Below are 15,351 nucleotides of genomic sequence, written 5' to 3'. Positions count from 1 at the left end.
ACACAAACTAATATCCATGAGTAAAGTTAGTCTGGTCATTTTCACCTGCGAGAGCAGGGAACACCTGATGAAAGCCACCTACGATTCATTTTTGGCCAGGTGCAATTATGCATTCGATCAGATTATACTAGCTGTTGATGGTCATGTAGACCAATCCATCATATCTTATATCAACCCCGACCTGGTTATTTACGGGTACAAACGGAAAGGATATGTAATCAGCATAAAAAATACCATCATCAATATTAAATCCGACTATTTTTTTTGGCTGGAAGATGACTGGAATTTCCATACAAAAGTGGATATACCTTGCTATATTGATCTGCTCGAAAAAAATCCTTCCTGGAGCCAAATTGCTTACAGCAAATATGGTCCTTTAACAGAGGAGTTTAAAGTGCAAAAGCTGGCCGACAACTTGTACGAAAACATTAATGGTTATTCATGTAATCCTGGTTTTAATCGTACTGCATTTGTAAAGGATGGGTTTTACCAAATGGATTCCGCGAAAAAGAAGCGGGATGACTTAAGTGAAATAGGCTTTGAAAACTTTCTGACCAGTTACGCTAGCGAAAACGGTAAAAAATGTGTGCTCATTGACCCCGTTGATCATACAGCTATCTCGCACGAAGGTTACCTGGAAAGTACGCCCCGCAACTGGCATATGATCAGCTCCCTGGAGAAAAAAACAGAAGAGCATTTATTGATTTTCCCCAAGCCATCCCTATGGAGAAGGCTATATATGATTGTGAAGCTGTCAAAAGCATTGATTAGCCTATCACTGCGGCAGCTGTGGAATAATGAGGTTTATGAGTTGTGTTTCAGGGTGATTACCCTAGATATTGTAAAAAAGAAGAATGCCAGGACAGAGACAGATCATAACAATAGCAACGGGTAAAAAGCTTTACGTTGATTTTTCGGTAAACTTAGCCCGTTCTTTTTTCTGGTGGCATCCGGATACGGATATTAAATTTCAGCTGGTTACAGATCAGCCTGATTTTATACCTGCTGATGTGAAGTCTAAAATTGACCTGATTGCAATTACAAAAGGCGAAATAGGCGAAGGGTTTTCAACCAAACTGCACTTGGATAAGCTGATCAGCGAAGGTCAAACCCTTTTTATTGACAGCGACTGCCTGGTTTATAGAAACCTGGATAACGTATTTGAACAGTTTAAGGGTCACGCCGTATCAGTAGTTGGCGATTACATTGCAAAAGGCGAATGGTTTGGTGAGATTGAGCCCATCTGCAAAAAGTTCAACATTGCTCACATGCCTAAATTTAACGGTGGTGTGTATTATTTGGAAAAGGGCGAAATGGTAAACAAAGTTTATGATACCGCCCGTCAGCTGGAAAAGCAATATGACGAAATAGGCTTTAAGCGCTTGCGCAACCGCCCCAATGACGAGGTTTTGATGGCATTGGCTATGGAACTTAATAATCAGGTTCCGGTTGCAGATGATGGAAGCATACTGGCTGAGTTTGTAAATTTTAAATCGGGTGTAAAGTCTGATTTATTGAATGGTATAGCGGAGTTATACAATAGCCCGGATCACCAGGAATACCAGGAGCATTGGCCGCTTAAAATAGCCAAGCCAGCCATGGTTCATTTTTTGGGTCATCATAGCCAGATCATGCCTTACGTAAAAGAGGTGAAGCAATTGGAATATGTGTCTGCAAAAAAGAGATCGGTAAATGCAGCTAAGCAGCTTGCTTTTTTACAGGTAACTTTACCTGCAGAAACAGCCTCATGGTTTAAAAATACATTGAGGCCATTTTATCACTCGTTATTTGGCGCTCGCAAAATAAAAAAGTCAGAAAGGATAATTGATTGAGATGGATGTAAGCATTATTATACCCACCTATAATCGTTTGTGGAGTTTGCCAAAAGCTATAAAAAGCTGCCAGGAAAGCTCCTTAAACGTTGAAGTTATTGTGGTTGATGATGGGAGTACCGACGGCACCTGGGAATGGCTTGGGGAGCAAAAAAACATCGTTGCCTTTCGTCAGGATAATATGGGTAAAGATTGGGCCGTAAACGCCGGATTCGTGGTAGCAAAGGGAAAATATATCCGGTTTTTAGATTCTGATGATTGGCTGTTAGCCCATTCAACCGACCAATTGTTTGCCGAAGCAGAACGGGATGCTCTGGATATTGTTTGCGCCGGTTATGAGTATTACAGCGAAGACGAAAGCTTTATAAAAGAATCGCCCTGGGTAGTTTGCGATGATTTTTTAGCACAGCAATTGGGGGAGTGCGATTCGTCGCACTATAGTGCGTACCTGTTTCGCAAAGAGTTTATTAAAGATGTTCCCCACAGACAGGAATACGGGGCGCTTGACGACCGGAAATTTGTGATTGAATGCGCGATGAAGCAACCCCGAGCCGGTTATATCAATATAACAACACTGGCGCACCGAATACATGAGCAAGCGCGTTTACAAACCACCAACGGCTTGCAGGAGAGTGCCAATTATTGGGCAAGGTTAAATATTTACAAAAAATGCTTTGATGTACTTGCAGCAAATGGAGAGCTAACGCAGCGTCGTAAAAATGCAGCCTGCAATATTTTATGGCACCTGGCCCATTGGGTAGCCAAAAGCCACATCAAAAGCGGCGAAGAAATTTACAATTGGGTTTACCAATTAAATCCTGAGTTTTTGCCGACTGAAAATTTAGGCATAAACCGTTTGTACAAAACCATTGGCTTTGTTAAAACGGAGAAATTGTTAAGATTAAGACGTTCACTAAAATTATAGAACTATAAAACCTTTAAATATTTTTTACGGCGAGCCTGAGTCTGATCGCTGGATAAAGTTTGATCGTTATCCGCGCCAGCTGATCCGCAGGATAGTAAGGGGCAAAAAAAAACCTGGTGGGGTGGGTATGGTAGCTATTAACCTGTTAAGGGGGTTGGATAAATTGAATATCTCCTATCGGTATAATGATTATAGCTATATAAAAAAGCATCCGGAGGAAATTGCTTGTATAATAGGTATGCCCCATATTTTGTTTAAGAAAAAGTGGGTAAACCCGGTTATTTTAGGAGCAGCTATTTATTCGCACTCCATAGAATGCCCTGATCTTTTTGAAAAATATCCAAACGTAAAGCGCTGTTTAGTACCCGGTGAGTGGATGCGTAAAATGTTTGAACCACATTACCAGGATAAAGTATTATCCTGGCCTGTAGGTATCGATATTAATCAATGGTCGCCCCAGCTAAAGGGAAAACCAGAAGTTGATTTTCTGATTTATGACAAGATCCGCTGGAAGCACGATGAATATCAACAAGAGCTGATTGATCCGCTATGCACGATATTGGATAAACATAACCTGTCGTATGAGTTTATCAGGTATGGCAGCTATGTGCATCAGGATTTGATGGACAAACTAAAAAGGGCAAAGAGTGTGATCTTTTTGTGCGAGCACGAAACACAGGGCCTGGCCTACCAGCAAATGCTGGCAACCGGAACACCCGTTTTGGCCTGGAACCGTCAGGGCTTTTGGCAGGACCCCTATTACTATCCGCATAAAGTGAAGTTTGAGCCGGTTGATTCAACCCCATACTGGGACGAACGCTGCGGTTTAAAGTTTGCCGGGATAAGTGATTTTGAAGAGCAGTTGCTGCAATTTCAGGCAGATTATGCCGGCTATCAGCCAGAAAAATATATTGAGGAAAATCTCACCCTTGAAAAATGTGCCGAAAAATACCTCGCGATTTATCAACAGGTTTTAAATGAATTGAATTGAAGATAGCCATCATTGTAAATCCGCTGATTCCTGTACCTCCTGAGCAATATGGAGGTATTGAACGCATTATTTATATGCTGATACAGGAGTTGATAAAAACAGGACATGATGTTACCCTGTATGCCCACCCAGATTCAAAGCCTGGGTGCAAGCTGATTCCTTATAGCGAAGAAGAGCATTATTCGTTAAAAGATTTCATCAGGATTAACCGTATAACCGCCAAAATAGCGCATCAGGGCTTTGACCTGGTACATACTTTTGGCCGCATGAGCAATATCGCTTTGCTGATGTTATCCAAAATACCTAAAGTGGTGTCCTATCAATTGCCCCCAACGGTATCGCAGGTAAAAAAGGCGGTAAAAATAGCGCGTTTACACTCTTTACATTTTACGGCTTGTAGTAATTATATAGCAGGGCAAATAAAAGATTATTGCGATGTAATCACCATTTACAATGGCGTTGATATAGCCGATTACCAATGTAACGATAAGATGGAAGCCGATGCACCATTGGTTTTTTTAGGCAGGATACAAAAAGAAAAAGGAACAGCAATAGCCATACAGTTGGCAAAAAAAACAAAGCGGAAGTTGATTATTGCCGGTAATATACCTGCAGAAGCCATCCATCAGCAATATTTTAATGAGGAGGTAAAGCCCTTTATTGATGGGGAGCAGATCAACTATATTGGTCCAGTTAACAATGTGCAAAAGAATGAGTTGTTGCGCAAAGCTTATGCCTTTTTAATGCCCGTTTTATGGGATGAACCCTTCGGTATAGTAATGACCGAAGCTTTAGCCTGTGGTGCACCCGTTATTGGTTTTAGAAGAGGAGCCGTACCCGAAGTAGTAACCAACGGACTAAATGGTTTTGTTTGTGATACCTTTGATGAAATGGTTATAGCCATTGAACACATTGGTGATATTAGCTGTACTGCATGCCGCCAGGTGGTGGAAGAAAGATTTAGTTCAACCGTTTTGGCTAAGCAGTACGAAACACTTTATAAACAACTAATTGGTAAATGAGTAAGGTAGCACTGCTGGTATCTGACAAAAAATATATCCGTGCTGATATTAACGGCGGGGTACAGCTGTGCACGCAGGAGTATATCATGTACATACAATCGGCAGGGTATGAAGTACAGGAGTTTCATGTTGCTCCATCCATCAGCATAGCTAAAAGAATAAAAATAAAACTCGGCATTGATACTTATGATCATTATAATATTGGTCAATACTGGTCTGCGTTGATTCAAACTATTAACACATCGGGAATAAAACTGGTGTTCTTTAACCAGCTAAACTTAGCTGTTTGGGCCGAAGAACTTAAAAAGCATGTAATGGCTGATGTGAAATTTGTAGGATTGTCGCACGGCAATGAGAGTGCCGATTATCTGAATGATATTACCAAATCCGGCAAAACCACCTTTTTGCAAACCTGGAAACTGGGTAAGCTTTTAGTTAAAGAAAATAGTCTGTTTACTTCGGCACTTAATGGCGTTATTGTTTTAAGTGAACTGGAAGTAGCTATTAATCACTGGATAGGTGCAGATGCAATTCTGTATTTACCACGATTGCTTAAGCCAAATTTTATACAATGGAAACCAGTAAAGCTAACTGCTGGTTTTGTAGGAACTTTGGATCATTTGCCTAATCTGCTAGGCATTCAATACCTGGCAGAAGAATTACAGCGCAGCGGGTTCAAATATCAACTCGAATTGATTGGCGGTCCGGCTTCAACAGGTGAGCGATTGGCAAATCAATATACTTTTATTCGCTACGTTGGCCCTGTGAGCGATGAGCAATTGGTGGAGCAGGTAAAAACCTGGTCTGTTTTCTTGAACCCGGTGTTCTGGTACGCCCGTGGTGCATCAACCAAGCTGGCGCAGGCTATTAACTGGGGCTTGCCTTGCCTCACTACTCCTGCGGGCAGAAGAGGGTATCATTTAAATAATGAAGCTATTGTAGCGGCAGATAATACCCCAAAAACTTTTGCCAAAGCGGTGATAAATGCATTGGCTGATGATGCACAGTTGTCCGCATTAAAAACAGCTTCAGAAAATAACGCTGAGCAGTTTGATATGCCCCCTTATATTGAGCAGTTGAAGGACTTTTTAAACCTGATTGCGGCGACAGACAATTGAAAAAGGTATTGGTGATTTCTCCTTATTTTCCGCCAACCAACGCTGCCGATATGCAGCGTATCCGTACCAGTTTGCCTTATTTTAAGGATTATGGATGGGAAGCAACCATTGTAACCGTTGATGAAGAATATTCGGAACAGGTAAAGGATAATTTACTGCTGCAAAGCGTGCCAAAGGGCGTTAACATTCACAAGGTAAAAGCCTTCAGTCGTAAGTGGACAAGTAAATTAGGATTGGGGAGTATAGCCCTGCGTTCGCTTTGGTTTTACAGGCAAACGGTAAATGCTATTTTGAAAAGGGAGCAGTTTGATCTGATTTATTTTTCAACAACTCAGTTTCCTGTCTGCATTCTAGGTGCGTACTGGAAAAGGCGATTTAATGTTCCGTATGTAATAGACATGCAGGATCCCTGGCATTCTGATTATTATAAAGATAAGCCTAAAGAACAGCGGCCTGCCAAGTACTGGTTCTCCTATCGTTTAAATAAATGCCTGGAGCCCATTGCTTTGAAAAAGGTGGATGGTTTGATCAGTGTATCGCAGTATTATATTGATACTTTAAAAACACGGTATTCTGTTATAAAAAATGTACCGGAAGCTACTATCACCTTTGGTGCTTTTGATCCGGATATTAAAATAGCCCGGGATAACAAGGCGCTGTTTACCCCTATTCTTGATGGAGCGTTTATAAATATTGTTTATGTAGGCCGCGGAGGTGCGGATATGCATAAAGCCATTGCTCCGGTATTTGAAGCACTAAAGAAAGGGCTGACCGAAAAGCCGGAACGCTTTGATAAATTGAAATTTTGGTTTATTGGCACCAGTTATGCACCCGTAGGTCAGGGAATTCCAACCATATTGCCATTGGCCAAACAATACGAGGTTGAAGGTATGGTGATGGAAATTACCGACAGAATAAGCTATTATCAATCATTAGCCACCCTACAGCAGGCTGATGCCTTGTTTATACCAGGTTCCGATGATCCGCAATATACAGCATCAAAAATATACCCCTATCTGCTGATGAAAAAGCCGGTGCTTGCCATTTTCAATAAAAGCAGCAGTGCAATTGAGGTATTAAACAATTGCGCCCAAAATGGAATAGTGCTAACAATCGGCGATGAAACGGATAAAATATACCAGCTACTGCAAGACTGGGCAAATGGTATTTTTAAAGCCGTAGAGCCAACCGTAGTTTTTGACGAATACAGCGCAAAAAACCTAACCGAAAAACAAACTGAACTATTTAACGAGGCTATAAAATATTTTGAAACAACGTATACAAACGCTTGATGGATTAAGGTTTTTAGCGGCCATTGGTGTATTATGGATCCACGTATGGACAGCGCACAGCAATCCACGCTTTCACCTCTGGAAAATAGACCTGGCCGATTTTATGGCCATTGGCGTAAACGGCGTCGAATTGTTTTTTGTGATCAGTGGTTTCTGCATGTATTATTTCTATGCCATTAAAAGCGAGTTTTCTTATCATGATTTTTACCGGTTTCTGGTGAAAAGATGGGTAAGGCTATCGCCTGCTTTTTATGCTGCAACCCTTATTTATATCCTGGTAAATAAATTCATTTACCATTACCCTGTAAACGGGATCATGAATTTTATCCATAGCCTGTTTTACTTCAATTATATTTTAGGCGATTACTTCACAGCGTCTCATTTTTGGACGCTCACTGTGGAGTGGCAATTTTATTTTATCATCCCCATACTGCTCATCTACCAGAAAAAAATCGGCTTTAAAAAAATATTCATCATCATTTTTGGATTGATAGGCTTGTCGGCCATTATATCAACCTTTATCCTCAAAAACACTAACGATTCGCTTACCGGCACTTTAGTTTTTCGTGGGATTGAATTTGGATGTGGGGTTATTGCAGCAAGGTTGTTAATTAAAAACAATGATTTTTTTAAAAACAGAACCCTTTGGTTCCTGGCATTTATAGTGATTACCTATATCGGAAGGGTGTTGATCTCAAAACCGGTTTTAAACTTATCGCTCTATTATTATAATCTATTTAAACTGGCAGGTTTTACTTTAATGGGCTGCGGCTTTGCAGGTATTTTGTACTTGTCGGTTACTTCAACCAAATGGCTTCATAGTTTTTTAGGCAATAAGTTATTCCGCTCTATGGGGCGCATCTCCTATAGTTTTTACCTGTTGCATGCATTGGTATACCCTGTTATTGTAAGTTTCACTATTGCTTATCTGCCATTTTTGAAAGGTATAGCAGCACCTGTTGTAACTACTATAATCAGCACCGTTATTTTGTACCCGGTATCGCTGTTAAGCTTTACCTTGCTCGAAAAACCGTTTTTATCCATCGGTAATTTAACTACCAAATGAAGAAACTGGCAATAATTACTACCCATCCTATACAATACTATGCACCTGTTTTCAAGCTATTACAGCAAAGGGGAAAGATTGCTATAAAAGTATTTTATACCTGGGGAGAGCAGGCAGGCTACAAGCACGATCCTGGCTTTAATAAAGCCATACAATGGGATATTCCGTTATTGGAAGGATACGATTATAAGTGGGTTGAAAATACTTCAGTACAGCCGGGCTCCCATCATTTTAAAGGAATTGTTAATCCTGGTTTGATTGATGAAGTAAAAGAATGGCAACCAGATGCTTTATTGGTTTATGGCTGGGGGTATCAAAGTCATTTAAAGCTGATACGATATTTTAAAGGAAAAATTCCGGTGTGGTTCAGGGGAGATTCAACATTGCTTGATGAAAAAAAAGGGACAAGGTCAATATTGAAATCCATTTTTTTAAGGTGGGTATATCATCATGTGGATTATGCGTTTTATGTGGGGACAAACAGTAAAGCGTACTTTAAAAAATATGGCTTTAAAGAAAATCAGTTGGGTTTTGCCCCTCATGCTATTGATAATGAAAGATTCAGTTCAGGCAAAGACAAAGAAACCTTACTTTTACGTCAAAAGCTATCTATAAAGGATAGTGATATTTTAGTTTTGTTTGCCGGAAAGATGGAAGAAAAAAAGGCGCCCATGCAACTATTGCAAGCCTTTTTAAGTTTAAACAGACCTGATGTGCATTTACTCTTTGTAGGTAACGGACAATTGGAAAGCGAATTAAAACAGCGGGGCAGCGTAAGTAATAATATCCATTTTATAGATTTTCAAAATCAATCACAAATGCCGGTAATTTACCAAGCTTGTGATGTGTTTTGCCTGCCATCCATAGGGCCGGCAGAAACCTGGGGGCTAGCCGTAAATGAAGCCATGGCATGTGGGAAAGCCGTATTGGTATCAGACAAAGTAGGCTGTGCGGTTGATTTGGTAAAAGATCATTTAAATGGGGCAATTTTTAAAGCAAGCAATGTAACGGATCTTGCTGATAAATTAAAAGACTTAACAGCAGATAATGATCTGCTAAAAAAATACGGCGAACAGTCGCGATTAATCATTAAAGATTGGAACTTTACAAATATCGCCTTAGCGATAGAAAATAAACTATTATATGAAGCGGACGGATCGCATTAAGCTTGATTTTACCAGAAACTGGACATTGCCCGGAAAAGCGCGCCTTTCGCGTTGGTTTAAACCTTCTGACCAGCTTAAGTCCATTATTAATAACGGTATAGTATGGTTAAACAATGAGGATATTGCCATTTATGCCAACACCAATAATTATATTGAATGGACTATACTCAGCAGCGGAACTTATGAAGATGAAATTAACAAGCTGATAAGGGTATCTTTAAAAAATGGTGAAAATGCTTTGGATATTGGCGGTAATATTGGCTTACAAAGTATCCGGATGTCGCAATGCGTCGGCAGCACAGGTAAAGTATTTGCTTTTGAGCCGCTTAATCATTTGCAGCAGAAGTTTACCAGAAATATGTTATTGAATAAAGCCGCTAACGTTAAACTTTTCCCGTTTGCCTTGGCTGATGAAGAAGGTGAAGCTGATTTTACCATTGATACCAATTCATGGAACCAGGGTACATTCAGTTTAACAGGGCAAAATCAAGGTACCGAAAAACAGCATGTATTTATAAAAGTAGCAGACAATATTCAGGAAGTACAAGATTTAACCTCGCTGGCACTTATCAAAATTGATGTGGAAGGATTTGAGTTCCAGGTATTGAAGGGTTTAAAACAAACATTACAAAAACACAGACCCCGTATTATATTTGAGTATGATTATCATTACTGGTTAAAAACGGGCCTCAGCATTGAAGAATGTTGTTCATTCCTTGAATCATTTGGCTATCAGTTTTACCAGATTACACCGGTAGGTTGCGAATTGATAAGCAATATAACCGAAATTGAGGGGGGTAATTTATTTTGTATCCCAATTAATTAATGAAAAGTGGTAATGCTTTAGAAAGATACGTGGTGCTCTTTATCCCATGGGCGCTTTCACTACTATTTAGTGGTGACCCTGTGTTATCTTATTTTACGGCGTGGCTGGGATCATTTGTTATATTTTACCTAACCCTATCAGGTTGGGTAAAGCCCCTTCCAAATGACAGGGAGTTTTCAGAACAGCTAATGCGGCCGGTTATTATCGTCCAGATAATTTTTGCCGGTTATATGTGTTGTACCTCCATTTTTTACTTTTTAAGTGTTTTGGGTTTTGAAAATTTTCAACGGCTAAATACCATAGTTTTTATTGATAGTGAAAAACTGAATCTTACTGCTCAATGCCAGCGATATTATTGCCTGGCACACGCTTCATTTGTTTCCGGAGTTTTAATTTTTATGAACTACTCAGAAAAAAAGGATTACTATATTGAAACTGATAAGCTGGCTAACTTTTTATTAACAACAGCATTATTATCGTTTCCTGTTTCCATTATTTTCCTGAAAGTTCCGGGCTTAACGCAATTTTATTTTCAGTTTAGTTCGTTGAGTTTTATTGCAGGTACACTGGCATTGGCGTTTGCCATTCCGTTAAGAAAAATAGGCAATACATTAATCTGCCTTGCTTTATATCTTTTCAACTTTTACCAGGCGTTTACTTCCGGATTTAAAGAGCCCATTATTATCAGTATTCTGGTTTTGGGGATATTTTTATATCCCAATTATAAAAAACTGGTTACCGTAACGTTTGGCCCAATAATGATTCTGTTGTTTATCTTTCTGCCATCGTATGTAAATAGTTTCAGGCAAAATAACTGGACTGGCGATGAAAATGTTGATAATGCATCACAGATAGCACTTGATGCAGCTTTGAATGACAATAAAGATGAGTCGAACTGGGGCTTTTTGGTTTACCGTTTAAGTGAAATTGATATGTTCACCGATTTTGTCACTTCTACACCTTCCCAAATTCCATATTATGGTATGCAGTTGGCGGCACAATCAGGTATAGCTATTATACCGCGGATATTCTGGCCCTCCAAGCCTAATACTGAAGATTTAATCATGCAGCGTGTTTATGATGCAGGTGTGGTAAAAAAGAACTCTTCGGTATCGGCCAAGCCTGCTTTTGTTGTTGATGCTTATCTTTCAGGAGGGCCTCTGGGTATATTTATTTGCTTGTTTTTATATGGTGCTGTTGCCCAGTTAATCTCTGTTTATGCCGAAAAAATATTTGGCGGTTACATACTTGGGACTACGCTTATATTCAGTGGATTATTCCAGATTATGTGGCGAGGGCTTAGTTTTGAGTTTTTAATCAATACGGTATTCTGGAGTTTTATCAGCATGCTGGTTATCCATAGAATATTAGTTTCAACCCACATACTAAAAAAAGTGTGAGAGTTTTACAGATTTGCGCGGCGTATAAACCTGCCTTTATTTATGGCGGCCCAACCATGTCTGTCTCCATGCTGAGCGAGCAGTTGGCTAAAGCTGGTATATACACAGAAGTTTATGCCACCACTGCTAATGGTAAAACAGAATTACCGGTTATCTCCGGGGTGCCCGTTAATATTGATGGCGTTACCGTCACTTATTTTAAAAGGATCACAAAAGACCATACCCATTTTTCGCCATCGCTGTTAAAAAATTTATGGAAGCAGGCACCGCAATTTGATGTAGTACACATCCATGCCTGGTGGAATCTGGTATCCCTGTTTTCGTGCCTTATTGCATTATTACGCAATGTTACTGTAGTCGTTTCACCGCGGGGAACGCTAAGCTCTTATTCCTTTAATAATAAAAATATTGGGGTTAAGCAGCTTATTCATACTTTATTGGGTAAGCCAATGCTCAATAAATGCTATCTGCATGTAACCTCTGAGAGGGAAAGTGCAACTATTGCCGGTCTTATCAATCCTAAAAGTATTACAGTATTACCAAACTTTGTTAAACTGCGGGCGTATAAACCATCTTTAAAAGTTAAGCAAGAAGATGGTTTAAAACTGATTTTTTTTTCACGCATAGAAGAAAAAAAAGGGCTTGATCTGTTATTGAATGCGTTGGTTAACATAACGGCTCCTTATCACCTTACTATTGCAGGCGATGGGGATAAAAATTATGTGGAAAGCTTAAAAGCATTGGTAGCTAATAAGCACATTGATGATAAAATAAGCTGGATCGGTTTTCAGAGCGAAAATAAATTCGATTTGCTGGGTGAACATGATCTGTTTATACTGCCATCATACGATGAGAATTTTGGTAATGCTGTAATTGAAAGTTTAAGTGTGGGCACACCAGTACTTATAAGCGAACAGGTGGGCCTTGCTGATTACGTAATGAAAAACAACCTGGGCTGGACTTGCAAAACCAGTGCTGACTCTATTACTAAGGCAATAAATAACATTGCGGCAGATAAAACATCACAGCAACAAATAAGGGAGATTGCGCCCGGTATTATTTATGAAGATTTTAACGAAAATAATTTAGTAAAAAGGTATGTTGCCTTCTATAATCAACTGATAAAAAATGACCGAATATAAAGACTACGGGTTTCACCATAATAATGCTACTCATAATTTCGGTTATCAGCTTAAGCCGTTGTTAGGTTTGCTGGATAAATCAAAAAACAAAACTATTATTGATTTAGGCTGCGGTAATGGATACCTGGTTAACTATTTAATAGAATTGGGTTATAATGCATATGGAACGGACGCTTCCGAAAAAGGAATAGCACTGGCTAAACAAACCAATGCCGACCGGTTTTTTGTTCAGGATCTTTCGTCTGATAAATTGCCAGCGCTTTTGCAAAATATTCAGTTTGATACCATTATATCCACCGAAGTTATTGAACACCTGTATGACCCGGAAGGCTTCGTGGAGTTTTGCAGAAATGCTATCCAATCCGGAGGAGAGATCATTATATCAACTCCTTATCACGGGTACTTAAAAAACCTGGTCCTGAGTTTATTTAATAAATGGGATACGCATATGGATCCTTTCTGGCTTGGTGGGCATATTAAATTATGGTCCAGAAAAACATTATCCAGAGCACTAACCAATAAGGGTTTTACTATTGAAAGCTTTACAGGCTGCGGACGGATACCTTATTTTTGGAAATCAATGATCATTAAAGCACGATTATCTTGAATAACCAGTTTTCATTCATTATAATTACCTATAACGAAGAGGTTCATCTGCCACGATTGCTGCAATCCATCAGCGGGTTGGATGCACCTGTTTTTATTTTGGATTCCGGCAGTACAGATAATACCCTGCAAATTGCCGAACAGTTTGGTGCGGTTACTTTGCAGCATGCATTTGAAAATCATCCCAAACAATGGGATTTTGCCTTAAAAAACTTTAATATCCAAACTCCATGGGTTATTTGTCTGGATGCCGACCAGATAGTAACCGACGGATTAAAAGAGCGGTTAAAGAATTTCAGGGATGAAGATCACCCGCATTTGGATGGTATTTACTTTAACCGGAAAAACTTTTTTAAAGGTAGTTGGATAAAGCATGGAGGATACTCTCCTTTTTACCTGCTTAAAATGATCAGGTATGGTGCAGGTTATTCAGATTTAAACGAGAATATGGATCACCGCTTCATTGTGCCTGGTAAAACGGAAATATGGAAGGATGGCTATATTTTAGAAGAAAACCTAAAGGAAAACAATATCAGTTTCTGGATCAATAAACATAACCGTTACAGCGATTTGGTGGCGCAGGAAGAAGTAGAACGGATGCAGCAATTGCGTTCACAAACTTTGCAGCCCCGTTTTTGGGGTTCGCCGGATGAACGTACGGCATGGCTTAAACAGTTGTGGTGGAAAATGCCCCGCTACGCCCGGCCTATGATCTATTTCATTTACCGGATGTTTTTCCAACTGGGTATTTTGGATGGGCGCACCGGGATTATATTTCATTTCTTACAGGCCTTTTGGTTCCGTTTAATAGTGGATATAAAGATTGATGAAATTTTATCGCCCCCTCAAAAAGCACCGCTAAATAGTGTTCAGAAAAAAAGCGGACCGTTAAGATTCGTCTTTTCATTTATTGTTCTCTTTGTGCTTTTTTATTATTTCAATATCCTGTTTTTTAGCATGACGGAACCTTATGGAAGGTATTATATTCCCTGGTTAGCTAATCACTTAAACTATATAAGTGCCCTGCGACTGGGATTGCTTAAAAGCAGTGCACAAATATTAAATTGGCTTGGTTTTACCTCACTCAGCAACGAATATGATTTATTGCTTGTTGGGCATGGGGTTTTAAAGCTTGTTTATTCATGTCTGGGTCTTGGTGTTATTAGTTTTTTTGCGGCATTTGTAATAGCATACCCTAAAAAATGGAAGTCAAAAATTGTATTTTTGATTAGCGGAATTATAGGTATTGAACTCTTAAATATTACCCGGTTTGTTTTGCTGGCCCTATTTTGGGACAAGCAACATGCTCGTATCATTGATCACCATACCCTTTTTAATATTTTTATATATCTTGCTATTGCCCTTACCTTGTATTTTTGGGTTAAAAGCGATAATGCATTAAACGATACAGATGCAGCAAACTAAACTGTCAACATACAACAACTATCCTTTTAATCCGGGAGGAAATCCGGTAAAAAGGGTTTTGTGGTTTTATGTTAATGCCATGTTTTTAAAAACCAGTCTGCTGCCTATAAATGGTTTTAAGCTATTTTTACTTAGGTTATTTGGTGCAAAGGTGGGTAAAGGAGTTATTATAAAACCCGGTGTAAACGTTAAATATCCATGGCATTTAACTGTTGGCGATTATACCTGGCTAGGTGAAAATGTATGGGTTGATTGCCTGGTGCCTGTAACCATAGGCAACAATGTTTGTGTTTCGCAGGGCGCATTGTTGCTTACCGGAAACCACAACTATAAAAAAACATCGTTTGATTTGATAACAAAAGAGATAGTTTTGGAAGATGGCGTTTGGATTGGTGCCTGTGCTATAGTAAACCCAGGTGTGGTGGCAGCATCACATGCAGTGCTTACCACTGGGTCGGTAGCCAATAAAAACCTGGATGCTTATTCCATTTATCAGGGTAACCCTGCAATAAAAATCCGCTCTCGTATTATAGCCTAGAT

Annotated in this window: 15 protein-coding genes; all 15 read left to right on the top strand. The window is 39.5% G+C overall.

What is annotated here, in order from left to right:
* Nucleotides 1–16: 16 nt before the first annotated feature.
* The 15 genes from JN11_RS12600 (at nucleotide 17) to JN11_RS12530 (ending at nucleotide 15,349) form a co-directional block, all read left to right on the top strand.
* Nucleotides 17–895 carry a hypothetical protein gene (locus JN11_RS12600; RefSeq protein WP_144913049.1) on the top strand — a complete coding sequence of 293 codons (879 nt, stop codon included), beginning with the start codon at nucleotides 17–19 and terminating at the stop codon, nucleotides 893–895.
* The gene (locus tag JN11_RS12595; RefSeq protein WP_144913047.1) at nucleotides 855–1,832 is read left to right on the top strand and encodes a hypothetical protein; all 978 of its coding nucleotides are present in this window, start codon (nucleotides 855–857) and stop codon (nucleotides 1,830–1,832) included. The genes JN11_RS12600 and JN11_RS12595 overlap by 41 nt, the downstream gene beginning before the upstream one ends.
* A gap of 1 nt (nucleotide 1,833) precedes the next feature.
* Nucleotides 1,834–2,757, top strand: a complete 924-nt coding sequence (locus JN11_RS12590) for a glycosyltransferase family 2 protein (protein WP_144913045.1) — start codon at nucleotides 1,834–1,836, stop codon at nucleotides 2,755–2,757.
* Between the two features lie 127 nt (nucleotides 2,758–2,884).
* A complete protein-coding gene (locus tag JN11_RS12585) occupies nucleotides 2,885–3,748 on the top strand; it encodes a glycosyltransferase (RefSeq protein WP_144913044.1) in 864 nt (287 codons plus the stop codon).
* Entirely contained in the window at nucleotides 3,745–4,770 is a 1,026-nt protein-coding gene (locus JN11_RS12580; RefSeq protein WP_144913042.1) for a glycosyltransferase family 4 protein, read from the top strand. The genes JN11_RS12585 and JN11_RS12580 overlap by 4 nt, the downstream gene beginning before the upstream one ends.
* Complete coding sequence (locus tag JN11_RS12575) at nucleotides 4,767–5,888, top strand: glycosyltransferase (protein ID WP_144913041.1); 1,122 nt, start codon at nucleotides 4,767–4,769, stop codon at nucleotides 5,886–5,888. The genes JN11_RS12580 and JN11_RS12575 overlap by 4 nt, the downstream gene beginning before the upstream one ends.
* Entirely contained in the window at nucleotides 5,885–7,180 is a 1,296-nt protein-coding gene (locus JN11_RS12570; protein WP_246139003.1) for a glycosyltransferase, read from the top strand. Before JN11_RS12575 ends, JN11_RS12570 begins: the two co-directional genes overlap by 4 nt.
* Nucleotides 7,155–8,246: an acyltransferase family protein gene (locus JN11_RS12565; protein WP_170227749.1), complete on the top strand. Its 1,092-nt coding sequence runs from the start codon at nucleotides 7,155–7,157 to the stop codon at nucleotides 8,244–8,246. Before JN11_RS12570 ends, JN11_RS12565 begins: the two co-directional genes overlap by 26 nt.
* Nucleotides 8,243–9,412, top strand: coding sequence for a glycosyltransferase family 4 protein (locus JN11_RS12560; RefSeq protein ID WP_144913038.1), 1,170 nt, complete (start codon nucleotides 8,243–8,245; stop codon nucleotides 9,410–9,412). The genes JN11_RS12565 and JN11_RS12560 overlap by 4 nt, the downstream gene beginning before the upstream one ends.
* Nucleotides 9,390–10,238: an FkbM family methyltransferase gene (locus JN11_RS12555; RefSeq protein ID WP_144913036.1), complete on the top strand. Its 849-nt coding sequence runs from the start codon at nucleotides 9,390–9,392 to the stop codon at nucleotides 10,236–10,238. Before JN11_RS12560 ends, JN11_RS12555 begins: the two co-directional genes overlap by 23 nt.
* On the top strand, nucleotides 10,238–11,638 hold the full coding sequence (locus JN11_RS12550; protein ID WP_144913034.1) for an exosortase Y-associated Wzy-like protein: 1,401 nt from the start codon (nucleotides 10,238–10,240) through the stop codon (nucleotides 11,636–11,638). The genes JN11_RS12555 and JN11_RS12550 overlap by 1 nt, the downstream gene beginning before the upstream one ends.
* Nucleotides 11,635–12,780 (top strand): XrtY-associated glycosyltransferase XYAG1, encoded by a 1,146-nt coding sequence (locus tag JN11_RS12545; protein WP_144913033.1) that lies wholly within the window; start codon nucleotides 11,635–11,637, stop codon nucleotides 12,778–12,780. Before JN11_RS12550 ends, JN11_RS12545 begins: the two co-directional genes overlap by 4 nt.
* The gene (locus JN11_RS12540; RefSeq protein ID WP_144913031.1) at nucleotides 12,767–13,387 is read left to right on the top strand and encodes a class I SAM-dependent methyltransferase; all 621 of its coding nucleotides are present in this window, start codon (nucleotides 12,767–12,769) and stop codon (nucleotides 13,385–13,387) included. The genes JN11_RS12545 and JN11_RS12540 overlap by 14 nt, the downstream gene beginning before the upstream one ends.
* Entirely contained in the window at nucleotides 13,384–14,811 is a 1,428-nt protein-coding gene (gene xrtY, locus JN11_RS24750; protein WP_144913029.1) for an exosortase Y, read from the top strand. Before JN11_RS12540 ends, xrtY begins: the two co-directional genes overlap by 4 nt.
* Nucleotides 14,798–15,349, top strand: a complete 552-nt coding sequence (locus tag JN11_RS12530; RefSeq protein WP_144913028.1) for a WcaF family extracellular polysaccharide biosynthesis acetyltransferase — start codon at nucleotides 14,798–14,800, stop codon at nucleotides 15,347–15,349. The genes xrtY and JN11_RS12530 overlap by 14 nt, the downstream gene beginning before the upstream one ends.
* The last annotated feature ends 2 nt before the right edge of the window (nucleotides 15,350–15,351 follow it).

The sequence above is a fragment of the Mucilaginibacter frigoritolerans genome (genome assembly GCF_007830615.1).
Lineage (GTDB): Bacteria > Bacteroidota > Bacteroidia > Sphingobacteriales > Sphingobacteriaceae > Mucilaginibacter > Mucilaginibacter frigoritolerans.
Note: the sequence above shows the minus strand (reverse complement) of the source record. Positions and strands in the feature narration are given on the sequence as shown.

Bases quoted from the DNA above. Each gene is read 5' to 3' on its own strand.
- JN11_RS12600 (WP_144913049.1), top strand. From the start codon at position 17: ATGAGTAAAGTTAGTCTGGTCATTTTCACCTGCGAGAGCAGGGAACAC.
- JN11_RS12595 (WP_144913047.1), top strand. From the start codon at position 855: ATGCCAGGACAGAGACAGATCATAACAATAGCAACGGGTAAAAAGCTT.
- JN11_RS12590 (WP_144913045.1), top strand. From the start codon at position 1,834: ATGGATGTAAGCATTATTATACCCACCTATAATCGTTTGTGGAGTTTG.
- JN11_RS12585 (WP_144913044.1), top strand. From the start codon at position 2,885: ATGGTAGCTATTAACCTGTTAAGGGGGTTGGATAAATTGAATATCTCC.
- JN11_RS12575 (WP_144913041.1), top strand. From the start codon at position 4,767: ATGAGTAAGGTAGCACTGCTGGTATCTGACAAAAAATATATCCGTGCT.
- JN11_RS12560 (WP_144913038.1), top strand. From the start codon at position 8,243: ATGAAGAAACTGGCAATAATTACTACCCATCCTATACAATACTATGCA.
- JN11_RS12555 (WP_144913036.1), top strand. From the start codon at position 9,390: ATGAAGCGGACGGATCGCATTAAGCTTGATTTTACCAGAAACTGGACA.
- JN11_RS12550 (WP_144913034.1), top strand. From the start codon at position 10,238: ATGAAAAGTGGTAATGCTTTAGAAAGATACGTGGTGCTCTTTATCCCA.
- JN11_RS12540 (WP_144913031.1), top strand. From the start codon at position 12,767: ATGACCGAATATAAAGACTACGGGTTTCACCATAATAATGCTACTCAT.
- JN11_RS12530 (WP_144913028.1), top strand. From the start codon at position 14,798: ATGCAGCAAACTAAACTGTCAACATACAACAACTATCCTTTTAATCCG.